Origin of the sequence: Salegentibacter salarius (assembly GCF_900168265.1) — a bacterium.
Lineage (GTDB): Bacteria > Bacteroidota > Bacteroidia > Flavobacteriales > Flavobacteriaceae > Salegentibacter > Salegentibacter salarius.
Genome location: NZ_FVZF01000027.1, coordinates 1 through 19,549 on the forward strand (window position 1 = coordinate 1; position 19,549 = coordinate 19,549).

The following is a 19,549-nucleotide window of genomic DNA, read 5'->3' on the forward strand; positions in this document are numbered from 1 at the left end:
AAAAAGCTAGGAACCTACTATTAAGTGAAGCGGGAATAGCACATCGTAAACGTCGGTGCTGGGATGTGGAAGCCGTTTTTGGGAATATCAAGCAAAACATGGGCTTCAAGCGATTTATGCTTCGGGGAATGGAGAAAGTAACTACTGAAATAGGGTTAATCGCTATGGCGCACAACTTAAGAAAATTCAGTATAGCATAGGAAGGGGGCTTCCTTCCTTTTTTATCATTAAGAATATCTACAAAAGAAGAAGCGCTTCTCTCACAAAAACTTTTATCAATAAAAAAGGCCATCTAAATACTTTTTAGACGGCCTCTTTTTTATGCTTTAGTTCGCAGCGCCTTTTTATATATATCTTCATATAGAGGCACTACATTTTTTATATCAAATTTTTCGGCAACATCTCGAGCGCCCTGCTTAAATTTCTCCAGGATTTCTTCATTTTGAAGAATTTTTAGCGCGTTAGAAGTCATTTCTTCAATATCACCAACATTGCTTAAATAACCAGAAATTCCATCCTGATTCACTTCCGGTAAACCGCCGGTATTTGTAGAAATTACGGCAACACCATTAACCATAGCTTCCAGAGCAGAAAGTCCGAAACTTTCTTTCTCTGAAGGCAGTAAAAACAGGTCAGAAAAACATAGAATTTTGTCTATTTCATGACTTTGCCCCAGGAACATCACTTTATCTTCTATGTGGAGTTCTTCAGCTAAATCTTCTGCCATTTCTTTTTCCGGCCCCTCGCCCACCATCATTAATTTAGCGTCTATCTTCTTCTGAATTTCATAAAAGATCTTGATCACATCATCTATGCGCTTCACTTTCCTGAAATTACTGATATGCGTGATAATTTTTTCCTTTTTATCGGCCATCATTTCCCGCTGGCAATCGGTAAACTCTTTTTTATCGTATTTGCTGCAGTCTATAAAATTGGGAACAACTTCAATTTCATTTCTAATTTGAAAGAATTTTAAAGTGTCTTCCTTTAAACTCTCGGAAACCGATGTTACTACATCGCTATTATTAATACTAAAAGTTACCGCAGGTTTATAAAAAGGATGATTCCCCACTAAAGTAATATCGGTACCGTGAAGCGTAGTAACCATAGGTAAGCTTATACCTTCTTCAGCAAGCATTTTTTTTGCCATATAACCGGCATAAGCGTGTGGAATGGCATAATGTACGTGTAAAAGTTCTATATTAAATTGTTTTACCACATTCACCAACTTACTACTTAAAGCAAGCTCATAAGGCTGGTAATGGAAAAGTGGATACTCTGGTACGTGTACTTCGTGAAATCGAACATTACCGGTAAGCTGATCTAAGCGAACAGGATGGCTATATGTGACAAAATGTATCTCGTGACCGCGTTTAGCAAGAGCTAAGCCTAGCTCTGTGGCTACCACTCCACTACCACCAAAGGTAGGGTAACAAACAATGGCTATTTTCATTAAGTTTGATTTGCTCGATAATCGAGATTAAATGCTTCAAGGCTTGCCTCGAAATTAAATTATATTTTCCAATAACAATGCTTCGTGAGCTTTCTCCGAAGTTGTTTACTCACTAAGTGAGGAATTTCGACATTAAACCCGAATCTTATTTCTATTAATTAAGCCTTGCAGACTTTTCGCTGAAATTTATGTGCTAAAAATCTATAGCTTCATAAATAACTTCCTGTATTCTGGATCTAACATCTTCCCTTATCAACTTCCTATTCGTTGAATCGGGGAAAGTACGATTAGACAAAAATACATAAACAATTTCTTCTTCCGGGTCTGCCCAGGCAAAGGTGCCTGTAAAGCCGCTATGGCCAAAACTCTCCATAGAAAGACAATTGCAGGTGGGACCCGAAGTTCCCAGCTGGGGTTTGTCGAAACCAACGCCACGCCTTACATCTTGCTCACAATAATAACAAGTGTTGAATTTAGAAATAGTTTCAGCCTCTAAATATCTTTTCCCGCCATAGACGCCTTTATTAAGAAAGATGTGCATTATTTTAGCCACATCGTTGGCATTACTAAAAAGCCCCGCGTGACCTCCAATACCACCCTGTAAAGCCGCGCCCTGATCGTGAACCACACCGTGAATAAGTTGTCTACGCCACAATTTATCAATTTCGGTTGGAACAATTTGCTCTAAAGGAAATCTCGAAGTAGGTAAATAACCTGTATGTGTGGCACCAAGAGGTTTGTATATCTTCTTTTGGGTAAGATTGTGCAGGGTTTGATTGTAATATCCTTCCAGGTAATATTTGAGAATATAAAAAGGAAGGTCACTATACTTATAATCTAATTTGCGTTCTAACTCGCTATCCTTTATAATATTAAGAATAGTATCCTGCATATCATTTCTAAGATACATTTCGTTAGCAACTTTCGTATTAAATTCAGCTGAAGGTGTTTTATGGAAATATTCCTTAGAAGGCAACCTTGTTTTTCTGTCTATGGTATTTATATGGAAAGGAATCCAGGATTTTAATCTTGCATAGTGCATTAGCATATCCTGCAACCTTATATTAGCTTTATTGGAATTTTGAAAAACTGGCATCATTTCCCCAAGCTTAGTATCAAAACTTACGATTCCCTCTTCTTCCTGTTCCATTATTAAAGGTAAAGTGACGAGAATTTTGGTTAAGGATGCTAAATCGTAAATCGAGGTGTCTGAAACCGGAATTTGCTTATCGTAAGTATGGTATCCAAAGTTTTTATTGTAAACGATCTTCCCTTTTCTGGCTACAAGAATTTGAGCCCCGGGAGTCATTTTTTCGTCAATCGCTTCGGTAATAATGCTGTCTATTCTATTTAATTTATAGGAATTTAGACCAACACTTTCAGGTAATCCATAAGACAATCTTTCTAAACTATTTGTTTGATAACCGGTTCCTTCCGGGAAATTAGTGCCAATACTTACCGGAAGTTTTCCTTTGGCTTCAATTGCACCAAAAATTAATTGTGCAGCTTTTTTCTGGGCTACTGTATGATTTTGATAGTTAACTAAAATTCCCTCCAGCTCATTGAGTCCCCGTAAGTCACTTAAAGCATACGGACTTGAGAACAAACTTAAGATTGATTTATTTTTCTGTGCAATTTGATGAATCCAATGTAGTTCTGCCGGAGAAAATTTATAAGAAGCCCAGGGGCTGCTATTAGATTTGTGATATCCTAAGATCACCAAATCGTAATCGGCCAGTTTATCCTGTAGATCGTTTATACGAGCTGCAGTAATCCAATCTACTGCTGCATATTTTCTTAGCTCTTTTAAAAACGGACCTCCATCAGCGTCTCCAAAATTTACATAAGCGATCCTTTTATCATCGAGATCTTCAATTGGTAAAACACCTTTATTATTCTTAATGAGGGTTAATGCATTTTCAAAAAGCTCTTCTAGCAACACCTGATCGCGTACCGTATTAAGTTCTTCGGAAAGAAAATTTTCCTGAACCGCTTTCTGTTGCTGCAAGCCTGCTTTATATTTTGCCTGAAGAATTTTTTTAACCGAATGCGCTAATCGCGACGGACTTATAATTTCGTTTTTAAAAGCATTGACCAAAACTTCTGAAGCTACTTCAACCTTTTCCGGCATTAAAAGCATATCATTTCCCGCCAAAAAAGCTCTTAATTCAGCATCACCGGGTTCGGTGTTGTTTGTAAGGCCCTTCATATTAAGTGCGTCAGTAAAAACGAGACCTTTAAAATTCATTTTACTCTTTAAAAGATCTGTGATAACAGCTTTTGAAAGTGAAGTTGGCGTATTGCGATTTTCCTGGAGTGCCGGCACGTTTAAATGCGCTACCATCACGCTGGAGAGTCCGTGGGTAATTAAAGGATAATAAGGATACAATTCTAAATCTTCCAGTCTCTCTTTTGAAAAAGGAATAGTGGGTAAGGTTTTATGAGAATCAGCATCTGTATCTCCGTGACCGGGAAAATGTTTAGCACTAGATAAAACTCCTTCCCTATGCATTCCGCGCATAAAAGCGAGGGACTTTTCAGCTACATTTATTTTATTCTCTCCAAAACTTCTATTTCCAATAATTGGATTTTCAGGATTGGTATTAATATCTACCACCGGTGCAAAATTAATATGAACACCTAATCGTTTGGTATTCCGAGAAATCGCGGCGCCTGCATTTGCTATTAATTTATTATCCTGAATAGCACCCAGGGTCATATTCCAGGGAAGTGCAAAAGTAGAATCTAGTCGCATGGCCAGCCCCCATTCTGCATCCATTCCTATAAGCAATGGTGTTTTAGAGATTTCCTGGAACTCGTTAGTTAACTTCGCCTGTCTTAAAGGCCCGCCTTTAGAAAAGATAACCCCGCCAATATTTTCTTCAGCAATTTGCTTTTTAGCTTGTTCGGTATAGGTTTTTCCACTTTCAGAAGAAACGCTTATCATCAATAACTGCCCAACTTTTTCTTTAAGGTTCAATGAATTGTATACGCTATCTACCCATCTATTTTGTGCTTCCACATCATTGGTGAGCAAAGGATTATTTTGCGCAGCAAGATTAGGGAGAACAAAAAGTAAGCAGGTTAAAAGTAAGATTTTCGGACTAAGAATAAGTTTCATTAATTAAGGAAACGCTTGTGCCAACTTTCAGAAGCAGGAACTTCCCAATCTGAAAGAAATTCAGCTTTATTGTTTACCAGGTTATTAAAGACAATAGTTTTAGGCGAAACCGCTTTTTGTTTGGCCATTTTCCTAAAATCTGTCAAACTCTTGTAGGCTATGAATTCTCCCTGTTTATAAGAGACATTCATTTTATCTAAAAGATCTACATTAAATTCATTCTCTAATTTCTGAATAAAATGCACCGAAGCATCTATAGAGCAGCCGGTAGCGGCATTTATCTGCTGGTCTAGAGCCAGAATAATAAATCGCTTGTATTTAATGAGATAACCGGCTTGTAAGTCGGACCCGTGAGCCGTCCATTGTGTTACGAACTGGTCTAAACGGGATTGTATTTCTTCCAACTCTTCATGGGTGAAAGATCGGTTTGCCTGATATATCCAAACCCTGGAAGAATCGGGTAGATTTTCGAATGGTACTAACATAAATGCTAAAATTATATTTTCACAAAACTAGTTGATTTAGCTTATGTCTCAAATATAGTTCTGGCTTTTAACGTTTGCTATTTTTACTAAAAATTTGGATTAAAAAGCCAAAAAGCCTGAGAATAAATCTCAACCTTTTTTATTACTTAAATTTGGTATTTTATTAAAGATCGTGAGCGTTGGCAATAAGTTCTGCCACATCCATCACTTCTACACTATCCTCTTTATTTTTACCTTTTACACCATCGGTCATCATAGTGTTGCAAAATGGACAACCAGCAGCAATAACTTCGGGTTTTACTTCCATAGCCTGCTCGGTTCTTTCTATATTCACGTCTTTATTTCCAGGCTCCGGTTCTTTAAACATTTGTCCACCACCGGCACCGCAACAGAGTCCGTTAGATTTACATTTACGCATCTCTACCAGTTCTACTTCCAGCTTTCTAAGTAGATCACGTGGAGCTTCATATTCGCCATTAGCACGTCCTAAATAACAGGGATCGTGAAATGTGATACGTTTACCTTTAAATTTTCCGCCTTCAACTTTTAATTTCCCTTCATTTAAAAGGGATTTTAAAAATTGTGTATGGTGCATTACTTCGTAATTACCACCTAAAGCAGGGTATTCGTTTTTTATAGTATTAAAGCAGTGCGGGCATGCCGTTACTACTTTTTCTATTTCATAACCATTAAGAACTTCAATATTTGTAGCAGCCTGCATTTGAAAAAGGAATTCGTTTCCAGAACGCTTTGCAGGATCTCCCGTACAACTTTCTTCGGTTCCAAGAACGGCAAAATCCACTCCGGCTTCGTGTAAAAGTTTTACAAAAGCTTTAGTGATCTTTTTTGCCCTATCATCAAAACTACCGGCGCAACCAACCCAAAATAAAACTTCGGGTTTTTTACCTTCTGCCATATATTCGGCCATTGTGGGTACTTTTAATGCTTCTGCCATATCTAATTCCTTTTAATTTATTCCAAAGACTTTTGCAGTCCTGAAGTGTAAAAATATTTTCTTAAATCTTATGTGGTAATGCTTTCAGAAAAATTAATTTTCTTTTGCCCAATTCAACCTATCCTGTTGATTATAAGGCCAGGGTGCACCGTTGTTTTCAATATTCGTCATTGCAATTGCAAGCTCATTTGGAGCAGCACTTTCTTCCATTACCAGGTAACGTCGCATATCTAAAATAATAGATAAAGGGTCTATTCCTACGGGGCAGGCTTCTACACAAGCGTTGCAAGTAGTACAAGCCCAAAGCTCTTCTCTCAATATAAAATCGTCCAGCAACTGCTTGCCGTTATCTTCGTATTTTCCTTTTGTATTAATAATCTCTCCTACTTCTTCTACCCTATCTCGGGTATCCATCATTATTTTCCTTGGAGAGAGTTTTTTACCGGTTTGGTTTGCAGGGCATTCGGCAGTACATCTTCCACACTCGGTACAGGTATAAGAGTTTAATAATTGTACCTGGTTAAGATCAAAAACATCTGAAGCTCCAAACTTTTCAGGTTCTGCACCTTCCTCTTCTTCAGCAGGAGCTGCAAAAGGGTCGGCATCAGGATCCATCATTAATTTAACTTCATCGGTAACCGATTGTAGATTATTCATCTCACCCTGTGGGCGAAGTTTTGAAAAATAAACGTTCGGGAAAGCGAGTAGAATATGTAAATGCTTTGAATAATACAGATAATTTAAGAAGAAAAGAATACCCAAAATATGCAACCACCAGGCTGCTCTTTCAATAATGATAAGCGTGGCATTACTCATTCCATCAAAAATAGGCAGTAAAAACTGGCTAATAGGAAAAGCTCCGGTAATTCCAGCTTCACTTGCATAATGTGGCGCGCCATTTAATTGAAGTTGGTAATCTGTAGCATTCATTACCAGGAAAAGTACCATTAGTACCATTTCAAAATAAAGAATATAATTGGCATCATTCTTTGGCCAGCCTTTTAATTCCCTGCTTAAAAAGCGATAAATATTAAGAAGATTTCTTCTTATCCAGAAAACGATTACTCCAATTAAAACCAATAAGGCAAGAACTTCAAAGGAAGCGATTAACACATCGTAAAAACCGCCCATAAACGAAAGAATACGGTGTGTACCGAATAATCCATCTATAATAATTTCAAGAACTTCAATATTTATTATTACGAAGCCCACATAAACAATAACGTGTAAAAACCCAGAAACCGGCTTTTTAACCATTTTGCTCTGGCCAAAAGCGATCCTGGCCATTTTCGCAAACCGCTCTCCTTTATTGTCAGTACGGTCTACTTCTTTTCCTAGCTTGATGTTTCTTACTAACCTTCGAATATTTCTAATAAAAAATCCGATTCCCGCCACTAAGGCAACTAAAAATAAGACTTGGGCAATAATTTGCATAGTTGGTTATTTAGTTGAATCCTCTTCTTTGGGTTCCTGATAAGGTTCTGGATTCTTTCCGAAAACAGAAAAATGCACGTATCGTTTAGGATTCAGTTTTACGTCTTGTAGTAATTGCTCCAACTGTTTGGTAGCATTGTCCAGGTTGTTGTATACGGCATCATCATTAATTAACTTCCCTGCAGTACCTTCTTTATTATTTAATTTATCTGAAACACTTTCAAAATCAGCTACTACTTTTTCAAGGTCTTTAGTGATCTTACCAATGTCCATTTGCGTTAAGGTATCAGAAAAAGAATTAAAATTAGTAGTCATTTCATCCAGATTGGTAAATGTTCTATCTAATTTACCTGAATTTCTTCCTACAATTCCTTCCAAAGTATTTGCGGTAACTTTAAATGAAGCTACTGTGGCATTAAGATCTTTAAAGGTGTTTCTAATATTATATCGGGTACTGTCGTTTAAGATTTTATTCACGGCCGTTACCAGGGAATCGGCGCTGACTATAGTGTTTTCGACTTTTTCCTGAAGTGGTGTAAGCCTTTCATTTACCAATTCCATAATACCTTCTTCGGTATCACTCTGTAACGTGTCTCCAGATTTAGCCATCTCATTCATCTTGTAATCTGGAATAATAGCTAAAGATTTACCACCTATTATATTACCGCCATAAATTTGAGCAGTACTGTTTTTTGAGAACTGAAAGTCATTTTCTACGGTGAAACTTACTACCAGAGTTCCTTTTTGGTCTAGAAAGTTGATTTTTGTAACCTGGCCCACCTTAAGACCGTTTATAGTGACAGCTGAAGAAGGTGAAAGACCCTCTACATCATTATAAACCGCATGAAAAGTTCTACTGGAGTCCAGTAGATTTTTACCTTTTAAGAAACTATAACCAAAAATAAGTAAGAGGATAGCAATTATTGCTAGCAAGGCAGTTTTTACTTCACGTGTGAATTTCAAAAGCTATTTTTTTAAGATAAGGACAAATTTAGAAATAAAAATAGAAAAGAAGCGTTAATTCACTCTGTTTTTAACGCCTCATTAACTGTAATCTTGCTGCCATCCTTAAATGCGACGATATAACTTGATGGATATCCAGTTTGCTTAGCTTCACTGTGCAACTTAGTAATTTTAGCATAATCTGAAGTAGCTCCATAATAATATTTGTACAAACCATCTTCTCTTGATCGCTCTACATTTTGTAATCCTTTGAAATTGTATGATTTGGTTTCCAGTCGTTTGGAACCCGCCGCTAGTTGAATTTTAAAAGTAATATCCTTATAAACCTGGCTTTGAATATCAGCACTGCTTGCTGAAACTTGACCAATATCTTCCAGGCTGGAAAGATTAATGCTATTTGCGTATTTATCTATAGCTTCTACAACAGCTGCAGCCATTTTGTTTTGTCCGCTGGTACTATTTAAATAAGGCCCTTCATGATCATTGGTTAAAAATCCTGTTTCTATAAGCACACTTGGCATTACTGCCATTTTTAATACAACAAATCCGGCTTGTTTTACGCCACGGTTTTTTCTTTTTAGATCGTTGGTGAAGTTTTTCTGCACAAAATCTGCCAGAAGTATACTTTGGTTCAAATATTCTTCCTGCATTAAAGCCATTCCTATATAAGATTCTGGAGAATTCGGGTTGAACCCGTCGTAGGTTACCTCGTAATCTTCCTCTAAAAATATTACCGAGTTCTCCTTTTTGGCTACTTCAAAGTTTTCCTGGGTCTTATGCAATCCCAAAACAAAAGTCTCTGTACCATAAGCCTGGGAATTGTGAGAATTACAATGTACCGATACAAAAAGATCTGCATTGGCTTCATTAGCAATTTTAGCTCTTTGGTCTAAAGGAATAAAAACATCAGAATCTCGAGTGTAAATCACCTCTATCCCTCCTTTTCTCTCCAGGGCTTTCCCAATTTTTAAAATAATGCTAAGCGCGATTTCTTTTTCTTTAAAACCATTACCCATATTACCGGGATCTTTTCCGCCGTGACCGGCATCAAGCACAACTACAAAACGATCTCGGGGCTTATCGTTAAATGCCAGCAAACTTTGAAAGCTTGCAAGAAAAATGAAGAAAAATACGAAAAGTTTAAGTAGGTTCGTTCTCATAAAAAGGTAACGCTAAGTTTATGCTGATTATTTTAATTACTTTTTTCAGTGAATCTCAAATCTAAGCTGAAAAAATATATGTAATTTTGAAATTGCAAAAAGCAAGCCATTCTTTACAAAAATAGCACTTAGAGCATTGCAAACAAACATACCCAATATACTTTTTTGCTGTATTTTTATACTGCTTCCTTTCGTTTGTCTAAACGCTCAGGAAATAGGAAATAATAAGGAGATAAATATAGATGCCAAAGAAAGGGATTCCCTTGTTACCGTTGGTGATTCCTTACCTCTCGCCCAAACCATAAAGGCAACCGATAGTATTTTAGGAGACTCTTTGCAGGTTCCGCAAAAAGGAAATCAGCTTATTACCGATGCGGTGAAGTATCAGGCTAAAGATTATATGCGCATCAGCCAAAAGGAAAATCGCATGTTTCTCTATAATGAAGCCCAAATTATCTACGGTGATATGCAGATTAATGCCGGCTTGATCATTATAGACAATAATAAAAATGAAGTTTATGCCTACGGAATTCCCGATTCTACCGGCGCATATTCACAAAAACCGGTTTTTGTCCAGGCAAATCAAACCGTAGAACCAGATTCTATTCGCTTTAATTTTGATACTGAAAGAGCGCTGGTTTATAACTCCAGAACACAACAGGCCAATTTTAATGTTAAAGGCGAAGTTACCAAGCGGGAAAATGATTCGGTATATTTTATGCAAAATGTGCGGTTTACTACCGATGATGATTTAGAAAATCCAGATTATTACTTCTACGCCAGACGAATAAAATTTGTTCCAGACAAGAAAATTGTAGCCGGCCTTGTAAATATGTATATAGCCGATGTTCCTACGCCTTTAGGACTGCCTTTTGGTTATTTTCCGTTAACAGAAGAGGAAACTTCAGGTTTTATAATTCCCAGTTTTGGGGATAGCCAGCAGGGATATTTTCTGCAAAATGGTGGGTATTATTTTGCTATTAGCGATTATGTAGATCTACTTACCCTGGGAGATTATTATACCAATGGTAGTTATGCCGTGAGATTAGAAAGTAATTATGCAAAGCGTTATCGCTACCGCGGAAATGTTAGAGTTCGTTATGAAAATCAATATCAAAGTGAACGTGGTTTTCCTGACTATGCAGAAAGAACAGAATATAATATACAGTGGTCCCATAATCAGGATGCCAAGGCAAATCCCAATTCCAGGTTTAATGCTTCTGTAAACTTAGGTAGTAGCACTTACTATCAAAATTCTGTAAATCAAATGAATACCGGTAACTTCTTAACCAATTCTTTAAGTTCTTCGGTATCTTATAGTAAGACCTTTCCCGGAGATCCGCAGGTAAATTTAAGTATCGCTGCAAGGCATAACCAGAATACAAGAACCCAAACTATAAATATGAGTTTGCCAACTTTACAGGCAAGTATGACGCGTATTTATCCTTTTGCTCCAAAAACCGGTTCAAAAAAGGGATTAATAGAAAATATCAATTTTCAGTATAATGTAAGGGCCGAAAATCAAATAAACACTACAGATTCTTTATTCTTTAAACCAGAAATGTTTGAGGACGCTAATTATGGTGCTCAACATTCCATTCCGGTCGCGACAAACTTTAAATTATTTAATTATTTAAGTGTTAGTGCAAACGCTAATTATGAAGAGAATTGGGTTTTCAGAACATTCGAGCAATCTTATGATGAATTTAATGATGAAGTTGTAATAGATACTGTTAGTGGGTTTGACTCTTACCGCACTTATAATTTTGGGACTAGTATAGGTACTACGCTGTATGGCTTAAAGAACTTCGGGAAAGATAAGAAGATACAGGCAATTAGACACGTGATGCGCCCTTCCATAAGTTATAATGTAAACCCTGCATTTGATCAGTATTACGACACTTACGAGAGAATTAATCCGGCAAATCCTATTGAAACCAATATGGTAGATTATTCCAGGTTTAACGGGACATTATATGGTGCGCCGGGCAACAGGTTTTCAAGTTCACTTGGTTTGAGTATTAGTAATACCCTTGAGGCCAAAGTGCGATCTAAAGATAGTACCGCCACAGAACCCGAAAAGATCACCTTACTAAACAACTTTAGTATGAGTACCGCTTATAATCTTGCCGGTGAGGCCGGTGAACCCAAGCTTTCTCCTATTGCTTTAAGAGGTAGTATACCAATTATTAGAGATAAAGTAGATATAAATGTTGCGGGTAATATGGATATCTATGCTCTGGATAATAATAACCGAAGAACTAACGAACTTAATATCAATAACGGCGGGAGTTTGTTTAGGTTTACCAACGCGAACGTAAGTTTTGGCTATTCATTTTCCAGTAAGGATTTTGAAGATGAAGGCGAAGATGAAAACGAAGATGATATAGATAATGATACCTATCGTGGTGGCGGAAGACGTGATGACCTTTTTGGAAAAGGATCTGACCTGGAAGGAAAATTTTATGACGAAGAAGAAGATCCATTCGCAGATGAAGATCGCCAGGAAAGAAATGATAACTGGTATAATTATAAAATTCCGTGGGATTTAAGAATGTCCTATACCATGACTTATAATAACACGGCCCGTCAAAATGAGATCACCTCTCATTCTATTATGTTTTCGGGAGATGTAGAGCTTTCTCCTAAGTGGATGGTTGGCGCTTCATCTGGTTATGATCTAAAAGATTTAGGATTTACCTATACTCAATTAAGATTTCAGCGAGATTTGAATACCTGGAGATTAAGTTTTAACTGGGTGCCATTTAGCGAGCGTAGATCCTGGTATTTCTTTATAGGAATTAAATCGTCTATTTTAAGTGATATCAAATACGACAAGCGTAATGAACCAGACCGAAGATTATAAATTTTAAATAGTAAGATGATGAAAAAAATAATCAAAACCGACAAAGCTCCGGCTCCAATTGGACCATACAACCAGGCTGTTTTAACCGGGAATATGCTTTATATTTCAGGACAAATTGCTCTTAATCCTGAAACTAACGAGTTGGAGACAGAAGAACTTCAGAAGGAAACCACAAGAGTGATGGAAAATCTAAAAGCCATTCTCAATGAAGCTGAAATGGATTTTGAAAACGTGATAAAAACATCCATTTTTATTAGTGATATGAATAATTTCGCTAAAATAAATGAAGTTTACGGTTCTTATTTTAATGCTGAAACCGCACCTGCAAGAGAAACCGTAGAAGTGGCTAATTTGCCAAAATTTGTAAATGTAGAGATTAGCGCTATCGCTGTAAAAAGCTAATAATTGCTAAACAGGTAGGCTTCTTTTTCAAAATAATTGGAATAATAACCTTCAAATGTTTGCTGGTCCTTACCCCAATGCTCCATTTTATAAAATCCGGCGAAAAAGAATACATTAAAATCATAATGAAAGATTTTATTCATTTTCCTGAATAAGCCAGAACCTTCTTCAAATTGTTCCATAGGTTTGTTGATATAAGTATTCAAAACATTGAAATCGTTATATTGAAAAACATGAATTATCTCATGCGCTACGGTGTTATAATAAAATTCCCCTTCAGTATTCAATAAAATTGAAGTGCCTATGGCAGCGCCCCGAAAATCTCTATCACTACCCCAATAGCTGTCGCCCGAGAAAATAAATTGACCTGTTTTTAAACTTTCTTTCGGTTCAAATTTATTATAAAAAGCTGTATAGGCAGTTAAAAGCATTGCTACCGGTTGAATTCTATATTTTACCAGCAAACGATCTTTGGTGTGAAATTCTATTCGGTTAAAACCTATATTAAGGTTCCATTGTTCCCAGAAATTTCGGTTAGAAGCTGCATTCTCAATTATGGAAGTTCCTGCTGAATTCACAAATTTAGCCGGCCAGCCATAGGTGAGATTTTCTTGTTTAGCGATTCTTCCTGCAATCACTTTACTTTCAAAAACTAAGTAACCTCCAAGAGCGCCCTGTGCCATACCTTTAAATAGCACTTTGCCAAGCCTTTCCTGTGGATCTTTATTGATAACGGCACCAATTCCACTAAAAACCGAACCAATTCCTATATTAAATAAAGCCGCCTCTGTATAATTATTCTGAGAACGCAAGGATTGCGCTGACATTATAAAAACAAAGAAAGCTAATAGAATAAAACTGGACTTTATTTTCAAGAAAGAAGCTTTGGTTTTAAAAAGCCTGCATCAGCAACCTGGCACTGGCCGGGTTTGTAGCAAGTGGAATATCGTGCACATCGCATAAACGCATCAGCATAAAAATATCAGGTTCATGTGGATGTTTATCTAAAGGATCTCTAAAGAAAATTACCATATCTACTTTACCTTCAGCTATACGAGAAGCTATTTGTGCGTCCCCTCCCAATGGCCCCGAAAGTAATTTCTCAACTTCAAAACCGGCAGATTCTGTTTTTGCCCCTGTAGTTCCTGTGGCTATTAGTTTAATATTTTTGGCTTGAAGTGATTCTCTATGATTATTTAGAAATTGAACCATCTCGGCCTTCTTACCGTTATGTGCAATTATTGCGACTGTTTTCATTTTTATACAGATAAAATATCAGAAATGCGAAGCAGATCTTTATTAATAGTTGGTTTCGATTTTAAGGCTTTTTCCAGCTCGATAGCCTGTACTTCATTATTCATCATTCCCACCATGATATCACGCTGGCCATCTAAAGCAAGTTCAACTGCTTTTACGCACAACCTACTGGCCAAAACACGATCAAAACAAGTAGGACTTCCACCGCGCTGAATATGGCCTAATACGGTTACTTTTGCGTCATAATAGGGTAAATTTTCCTTAACGTAGGCTGCCAGTTCAAAAACATTTTTACCAATTTTATCCCCTTCTGAAACAATAACAATACTGGATGTTTTCCCAGATCTACGGCTACGCTCTAAAGAGTTTAACAAACGATCCAGGCCAAGATCTTCTTCAGGAATCAAAATTTCTTCTGCCCCGGCGCCTATCCCGCTATTTAAAGCAATAAAACCGGCATCGCGCCCCATCACTTCCACAAAGAACAACCTGTTATGTGAACTGGCGGTATCCCTAATTTTATCTACAGCATCAATCACCGTATTTAAAGCAGTATCATAACCTATAGTATAATGTGTTCCGAAGATATCGTTATCTATAGTTCCGGGAACTCCAATAACGGGAATGTCGTGTTCTGCACTAAATAATTGTCCGCCTCTAAAAGTACCATCACCACCAATAAGAATCATGGCGTCAACATTGGCCTCTTTTAAATGTGCGGCAGCTTTTTCCCGACCTTCTTTAGTTCGGAATTCTTTAGATCTAGCCGATTTCAGGACAGTTCCTCCTAAATTAATGATATTGCGTACACTTCGGGCATTAAGTTCAATATAATCGCCGTCTATCATTCCCTGGAAGCCCATCATAAAACCAACACATTCTACGCGATAATAAGCGCAGGCCCTAACCACAGCCCTAATTGCAGCATTCATTCCGGGAGAATCTCCGCCGGAGGTCATAACTCCAATTCGTTTTATTCTTTTTGTCATATTTTCAATTTCTTGTCTAAAATTACAAACTCAGGCGCTACCTTAAAAGAAAAAAGAAAAGTTTTAAAGGTTTTGGTTTAATTTGAGTTTTCGTCTGGAAACCTTATATAATCAGGGGCTACCGGCCGAGTTGCTGCTTTCTGTTTAGTTTCTTCGTTTAAAGCTTTAATTTCGGTGCTGGCAATTTTCCTGATCAGTTCTTTGAATGTATCAAAATCTACCGAGTAAGATAATCCAATCCCTTGGGTAAAACCAATTTCTTCGCCTATAAACTGAATATTGTTTTCCCTGTTAAAAACCTTAGCTCTCAGGGTGCCGTCTTCATTTAGAAGAAAATCTATTTCCAGGTCACCCACGATAATCGATTCGGTTACACCGCCAATTGGAACCCCAACCTGCCCGTTAATAATAACTCTATCGCTAATTTGAGTTGAAAGGGTTAATCCAAACCTATCAACAGTTTGCTGATCTGGGGTACGATCTCCCTGAACGTAATTTACACCAACCTGAAATTTACCATCCTCTCCGGCAAAAATATCGTTTACTATACTGGAGGCTCTTTCGGCAAGAGTTCCCGTAATAGCATTTTGTCTTAACCCAAATTCACTATAGAAAGCTCCCTGTGTCACAAGGAATAAAGCCTGAAGCTCCTTACTTGCGCGGTCGTCCATTCTATATTCCAATTCTGAACGCACTACAGAGCTCGCATTAGGAAATGCAATATCAAAAGTAATATCCGGTTGCTCTATTTCGCCCTGAAGATTAATAATTACTTCCACAGGAATTTTTCTGTTTATGGAAGGATTCTCCAGTAAAACCGCCGGATTAGCGTTTAATGCATAGATCGCGCTTACATCTAATTGCGCATCAGTAGGATCTCCATTCCAGTTGATGCTACCTCCAGATTCCACTTTAAAAACTTTTTGAACAAGTCCGGCATATTTAAAATTATAAACACCTTCATAAACCACGAAGTCGCCCCACATATTAAATTTTCCACTGGTATTAATTTCCAGCAATAAGTTTCCTGAACCGCGACCTCTTAGAGTACTTCCACTAGTTTGGTCTACTACTACTTCAACTTCAGCATCATTAGTAATATCAAGATCAAAAATAAGTTCAAGGCCAGTAACCTCAGGCAGTTCTATATTTTGACCGGCTTCCCGGGCGGCTTTTTCCTCCGGACTTAAGAAATGGATATATGAATTATCTCCAACCGATTCGGTATCACTTAAAGGGATTTTGAAAACCGTACCGCGCTCTGTCGTGGCGGTAACATCTATCACCAATTGATCTGTAGGGCCCGCAATACTAGCATCTCCGCTTATAAAAGCAGTCCCATAATAAAGTGCGTCTTCATCGCCTTCTGTATCCAAAACTAAAAGCCGGTTAGTATCTATATTGAGATCCAGGTTCCATTCTTTGAAATTTTCATGGCCAATACTTCCGTTAAGGGTACCACTTGTTTGGTATTTAGTATCTACAATTTCAACATCATCAAAAATAAATTCTTGCTGATTTAAATTAACTACGGCAGCATCATTAAAAGCAAGATCAACATTAAGATAAGGGATTCTTAAGCCAGCATTTTTTAAACTGATATTTCCTGAAAAATCCGGATTTTTGTAATTCCCGGCAACTTTAGCATTTCCCGATGCTGCTCCCCGAATATTGCTGATCACTTCTCCTCCCAGCGGACTAAATGCTGCCAGGTTTAAATCTTCTAGGTCTACACCCATATCAATGGTGGGTTCACTCCCACTCACATCTATATTCCCAATAGCATTTAAAGATTCGTGGCCGTTCTTTCGCAAATTGGCATTTATTGCATAATTGGTTAACGTTTCATTTCCTTCAACATTTAGCACTAGGTTACCCAACAAATTATCATTGATATCCAATGAATCTATCCTTAAGTCGGTATTTGGATAATAGGCTCCATTTTCTTGCAGTAGATCAAGCTTACCATTTAGCGTTCCGGCAAGACGAAGACTATCTACGTGCGGTGTGATTTTACCGATATCTACTTCCTCGAATTCCATTTTAAAGTCTTTATAAGTACTATCGCGCATTTCACCGCTAAGCCTAATTTCTTCGTTTTTATGGCTCATAACCAGGGAATCTATGGTGATATCCTTAAAATCAAGATCAAAAACTATCTTATTATTTTTATTTCCTTCTTCATTTAAATACCAGGTATTATTCTTAAAAGTAAGATCAGATCGCTGAATTCCCACCACGGATTTGTTGTCTTCGTTAATCGTGTGAAAGAGGTTGACATTGAAAAAATCATCATTGTTTCTTCCTCCCTGAAATTCAGATCTTATAAAAAGCGTATCTCTTTGAGTTACATTAATAAAGCTGAATTCAGAAAAGTTATAAAAGTCTGTAGAAACACTATCGGCTTCAAAATAAGTATTATAGATCGGGTTGGTGTTATCTACGTTTAAGTTCACCGTTTCCATCATATTCCCGAAAAGATCTATCCTGGGAGATCTAAAATTCACTTTAAATTCAGATTCATCTGAAGCTATTTGGCCCCGAACATATGTATTTGGCGCCAGGTTAATTTCGGGATAAAAAACCTCCACAATTTTGTTATAAATATCAAAATCGAACTCCAGGTATTGATTTTTGGTAATGGTTCTAGGTTGGTAGTTGGTATAAATACTTCCCAAGGAATTTTCTATTAAAGGTCTTATTTCCGAAAGAATAAAATCTCCTTTGATCTCTCCGCTAATTACATCAGGAGAGTTTATACTTAGGGTTCTTACAGGACCTTCAAAACTGGAGGTAATACTGAAATCATCGAAATAATAAAGATCATTCTGGTTTTGGTAAGAGGTATTCAGCAATAAAATTTCACCAAAAGCATCATCTATACTTGTGCCTTTCATATTCATAATCACATCTCCCTTAAAAATTGAAAGACTATCGCGAGACACGAAATTAAGAGCATTTAGATCGGCATACCCTACCGAAGCTTCAAAATCGTAGTTATTAATATCTTCAGAAAGGTCGGCCAAACCATTAAATTCCATTTTTAAATTAGGATCGTTAGCCATTAATAATCCGTTAAAAACAGGATTTCTAAGGTTTCCTATCACCCTAATTCCCTGGTAGGTATAGTTATTAAATTGTAATTTTGAAATTTGCCCTTTTAGCTCGGCATCAAGGGTTTCAGCATCAAATCCGGTTCCATCAATATCCAGGTTAAAACTTGTTTTTCCCAGGCTTTCGTTATTTGCAAGTTTTCCAATATTTACATCTTCAAAAATGAGTTTTCCAGTATAGGTTACGTTTTGGGAATTATTAAAGCCACGTAAAATCACATCGGCTTCAGCAGATCCTAATTGCGTATTTATCATCACATCGGCATCCAGGTTAGAACCTGTGACAATTGCATCTCCCCGCATTCTCAAATTACCAAATTCCCGCAAGGTTTCTGGAAGTTTTCCCCTTAGATCGCCGGGTAGTAGATTAACTAGATCGTAATAATTGGTAGTAAATTCAGAAAAATCTCCAGTTAATTTAAAATCTTCTCCACCCTGGGAAAAAGCACCTTGAATATTTACATCGCCTTCTACCCTGCTGCGATCCATCCCCGTTAATTGAAGATTAGGAAGATCAAAACTATTAAGCGTACCTTCAAAATCGGTATTTAATTGCATAATTTGATCGTCGCCAAATTCAGCATAAAAAGCCTGAAGATCTGTACTGGAAACAAAACTTTCGGAGAAAGTTCCTGTAATTTCTACTTTATTCACAAAATCAGAAAAATCTTCAGTTTGATAGTTAAACTCGAGATTAGCATTAACTAAAGATTGAGGCGTTTGAAGCATAAGATCGTCAAAAACCATTTGCTCGGGAGAATAAAAGAACCTGGTACTTAAATTATCTATATTCAGCCCGCGTTTTTCTTTTCCTTTTAGTCCTTCAATAATTACACTTATCTCCGGACCTTTTATTTTTAAATTTCTAGCATAAATATTTAGGCTATCCAGCACCAGAAATTCAGGGTTTTCACTATCTTCATTGATGAAGCTATAATTTCCGTCAGAAATCTCCACCCGGTCAACCAGGAGTTCAAATTGCGTTGAATCGCCGGAAGGCTTACTGCTTAACTTTTGAATAAACTGCCCCAAATTATCTCTATCTTCTCCCTTGTATTTCCGCATATTTACCTCTAATCCTTCTAAATAGGTATTTCCCAAATTAGGATTATTGCTGAGTAGATTAGAAATCCCAGGCAACGAAGTGCGCAATTCTTCAGAAAAAATTAAGGTATCTTTATGATGATCTTCAATATAAATTCCGTTAATTTTCACCCTTCCGAAGTAAGTTAAACTTACCCGGTCTATAGAAATATTAACGTTGTTTTTTTCTTTGAGAGAAGTGGTAATACGATTTGCAACTCCTGTTTGTACGGCAGGAATAGAGAAAATTATCAAAATAATGACAAAA

At 37.1% G+C, this 19,549-nt stretch carries 14 protein-coding genes; 3 read left to right on the forward strand and 11 right to left on the reverse strand.

Translation table 11 applies throughout. The features are described 5' to 3' along the window. Positions 1-200: transposase (locus B5440_RS13240; RefSeq protein WP_143533311.1), on the forward strand; the 200-nt coding region annotated here is incomplete at its 5' end. A gap of 119 nt (positions 201-319) precedes the next feature. Here the strand turns inward: B5440_RS13240 and bshA are convergent. The 7 genes from bshA to B5440_RS13275 all read right to left on the reverse strand — a co-directional run bounded on the left by bshA (position 320) and on the right by B5440_RS13275 (position 9,571). Beyond that, positions 320-1,453 (reverse strand): N-acetyl-alpha-D-glucosaminyl L-malate synthase BshA, encoded by a 1,134-nt coding sequence (gene bshA / locus B5440_RS13245; RefSeq protein ID WP_070054325.1) that lies wholly within the window; start codon positions 1,451-1,453, stop codon positions 320-322. Between the two features lie 193 nt (positions 1,454-1,646). Then, positions 1,647-4,574 carry a serine hydrolase domain-containing protein gene (locus B5440_RS13250; RefSeq protein WP_070054324.1) on the reverse strand — a complete coding sequence of 976 codons (2,928 nt, stop codon included), beginning with the start codon at positions 4,572-4,574 and terminating at the stop codon, positions 1,647-1,649. Further along, on the reverse strand, positions 4,574-5,059 hold the full coding sequence (locus B5440_RS13255) for an ABC transporter ATPase (RefSeq protein WP_070054323.1): 486 nt from the start codon (positions 5,057-5,059) through the stop codon (positions 4,574-4,576). The genes B5440_RS13250 and B5440_RS13255 overlap by 1 nt, the downstream gene beginning before the upstream one ends. Positions 5,060-5,222: 163 nt before the next feature. Then, positions 5,223-6,014, reverse strand: coding sequence for a (Fe-S)-binding protein (locus B5440_RS13260; protein WP_070054322.1), 792 nt, complete (start codon positions 6,012-6,014; stop codon positions 5,223-5,225). A gap of 93 nt (positions 6,015-6,107) precedes the next feature. After that, positions 6,108-7,448 (reverse strand): 4Fe-4S dicluster domain-containing protein, encoded by a 1,341-nt coding sequence (locus B5440_RS13265; protein ID WP_070054321.1) that lies wholly within the window; start codon positions 7,446-7,448, stop codon positions 6,108-6,110. 6 nt (positions 7,449-7,454) lie between these two features. Further along, complete coding sequence (locus B5440_RS13270) at positions 7,455-8,411, reverse strand: MlaD family protein (RefSeq protein ID WP_070054320.1); 957 nt, start codon at positions 8,409-8,411, stop codon at positions 7,455-7,457. A gap of 59 nt (positions 8,412-8,470) precedes the next feature. Beyond that, positions 8,471-9,571 (reverse strand): N-acetylmuramoyl-L-alanine amidase family protein, encoded by a 1,101-nt coding sequence (locus B5440_RS13275; protein ID WP_070054319.1) that lies wholly within the window; start codon positions 9,569-9,571, stop codon positions 8,471-8,473. Positions 9,572-9,707: 136 nt separating this feature from the next. Between B5440_RS13275 and B5440_RS13280 the strand changes: the two genes are divergently transcribed. Next, positions 9,708-12,437 (forward strand): putative LPS assembly protein LptD, encoded by a 2,730-nt coding sequence (locus B5440_RS13280; protein WP_070054318.1) that lies wholly within the window; start codon positions 9,708-9,710, stop codon positions 12,435-12,437. 18 nt (positions 12,438-12,455) lie between these two features. Further along, the gene (locus tag B5440_RS13285) at positions 12,456-12,839 is read left to right on the forward strand and encodes a Rid family detoxifying hydrolase (protein WP_070054317.1); all 384 of its coding nucleotides are present in this window, start codon (positions 12,456-12,458) and stop codon (positions 12,837-12,839) included. Here the strand turns inward: B5440_RS13285 and B5440_RS13290 are convergent. The 4 genes from B5440_RS13290 to B5440_RS13305 form a co-directional block, all read right to left on the reverse strand. Continuing rightward, on the reverse strand, positions 12,836-13,666 hold the full coding sequence (locus B5440_RS13290; protein WP_070054316.1) for a hypothetical protein: 831 nt from the start codon (positions 13,664-13,666) through the stop codon (positions 12,836-12,838). The two genes, B5440_RS13285 and B5440_RS13290, sit on opposite strands and share 4 nt — an antisense overlap. Positions 13,667-13,730: 64 nt before the next feature. Continuing rightward, on the reverse strand, positions 13,731-14,096 hold the full coding sequence (locus tag B5440_RS13295) for a methylglyoxal synthase (RefSeq protein WP_057483150.1): 366 nt from the start codon (positions 14,094-14,096) through the stop codon (positions 13,731-13,733). A 2-nt stretch (positions 14,097-14,098) separates the two neighbouring features. Next, entirely contained in the window at positions 14,099-15,085 is a 987-nt protein-coding gene (gene pfkA, locus B5440_RS13300; RefSeq protein ID WP_070054315.1) for a 6-phosphofructokinase, read from the reverse strand. Positions 15,086-15,162: 77 nt separating this feature from the next. Beyond that, complete coding sequence (locus B5440_RS13305) at positions 15,163-19,536, reverse strand: translocation/assembly module TamB domain-containing protein (RefSeq protein ID WP_233425377.1); 4,374 nt, start codon at positions 19,534-19,536, stop codon at positions 15,163-15,165. Positions 19,537-19,549: the final 13 nt, after the last annotated feature.

Bases quoted from the DNA above. Each gene is read 5' to 3' on its own strand.
- B5440_RS13260 (WP_070054322.1), bottom strand. From the start codon at position 6,014: ATGGCAGAAGCATTAAAAGTACCCACAATGGCCGAATATATGGCAGAA.
- B5440_RS13255 (WP_070054323.1), bottom strand. From the start codon at position 5,059: ATGTTAGTACCATTCGAAAATCTACCCGATTCTTCCAGGGTTTGGATA.
- B5440_RS13250 (WP_070054324.1), bottom strand. From the start codon at position 4,574: ATGAAACTTATTCTTAGTCCGAAAATCTTACTTTTAACCTGCTTACTT.
- bshA (WP_070054325.1), bottom strand. From the start codon at position 1,453: ATGAAAATAGCCATTGTTTGTTACCCTACCTTTGGTGGTAGTGGAGTG.
- B5440_RS13290 (WP_070054316.1), bottom strand. From the start codon at position 13,666: ATGTCAGCGCAATCCTTGCGTTCTCAGAATAATTATACAGAGGCGGCT.
- pfkA (WP_070054315.1), bottom strand. From the start codon at position 15,085: ATGACAAAAAGAATAAAACGAATTGGAGTTATGACCTCCGGCGGAGAT.
- B5440_RS13295 (WP_057483150.1), bottom strand. From the start codon at position 14,096: ATGAAAACAGTCGCAATAATTGCACATAACGGTAAGAAGGCCGAGATG.
- B5440_RS13265 (WP_070054321.1), bottom strand. From the start codon at position 7,448: ATGCAAATTATTGCCCAAGTCTTATTTTTAGTTGCCTTAGTGGCGGGA.
- B5440_RS13275 (WP_070054319.1), bottom strand. From the start codon at position 9,571: ATGAGAACGAACCTACTTAAACTTTTCGTATTTTTCTTCATTTTTCTT.
- B5440_RS13285 (WP_070054317.1), top strand. From the start codon at position 12,456: ATGAAAAAAATAATCAAAACCGACAAAGCTCCGGCTCCAATTGGACCA.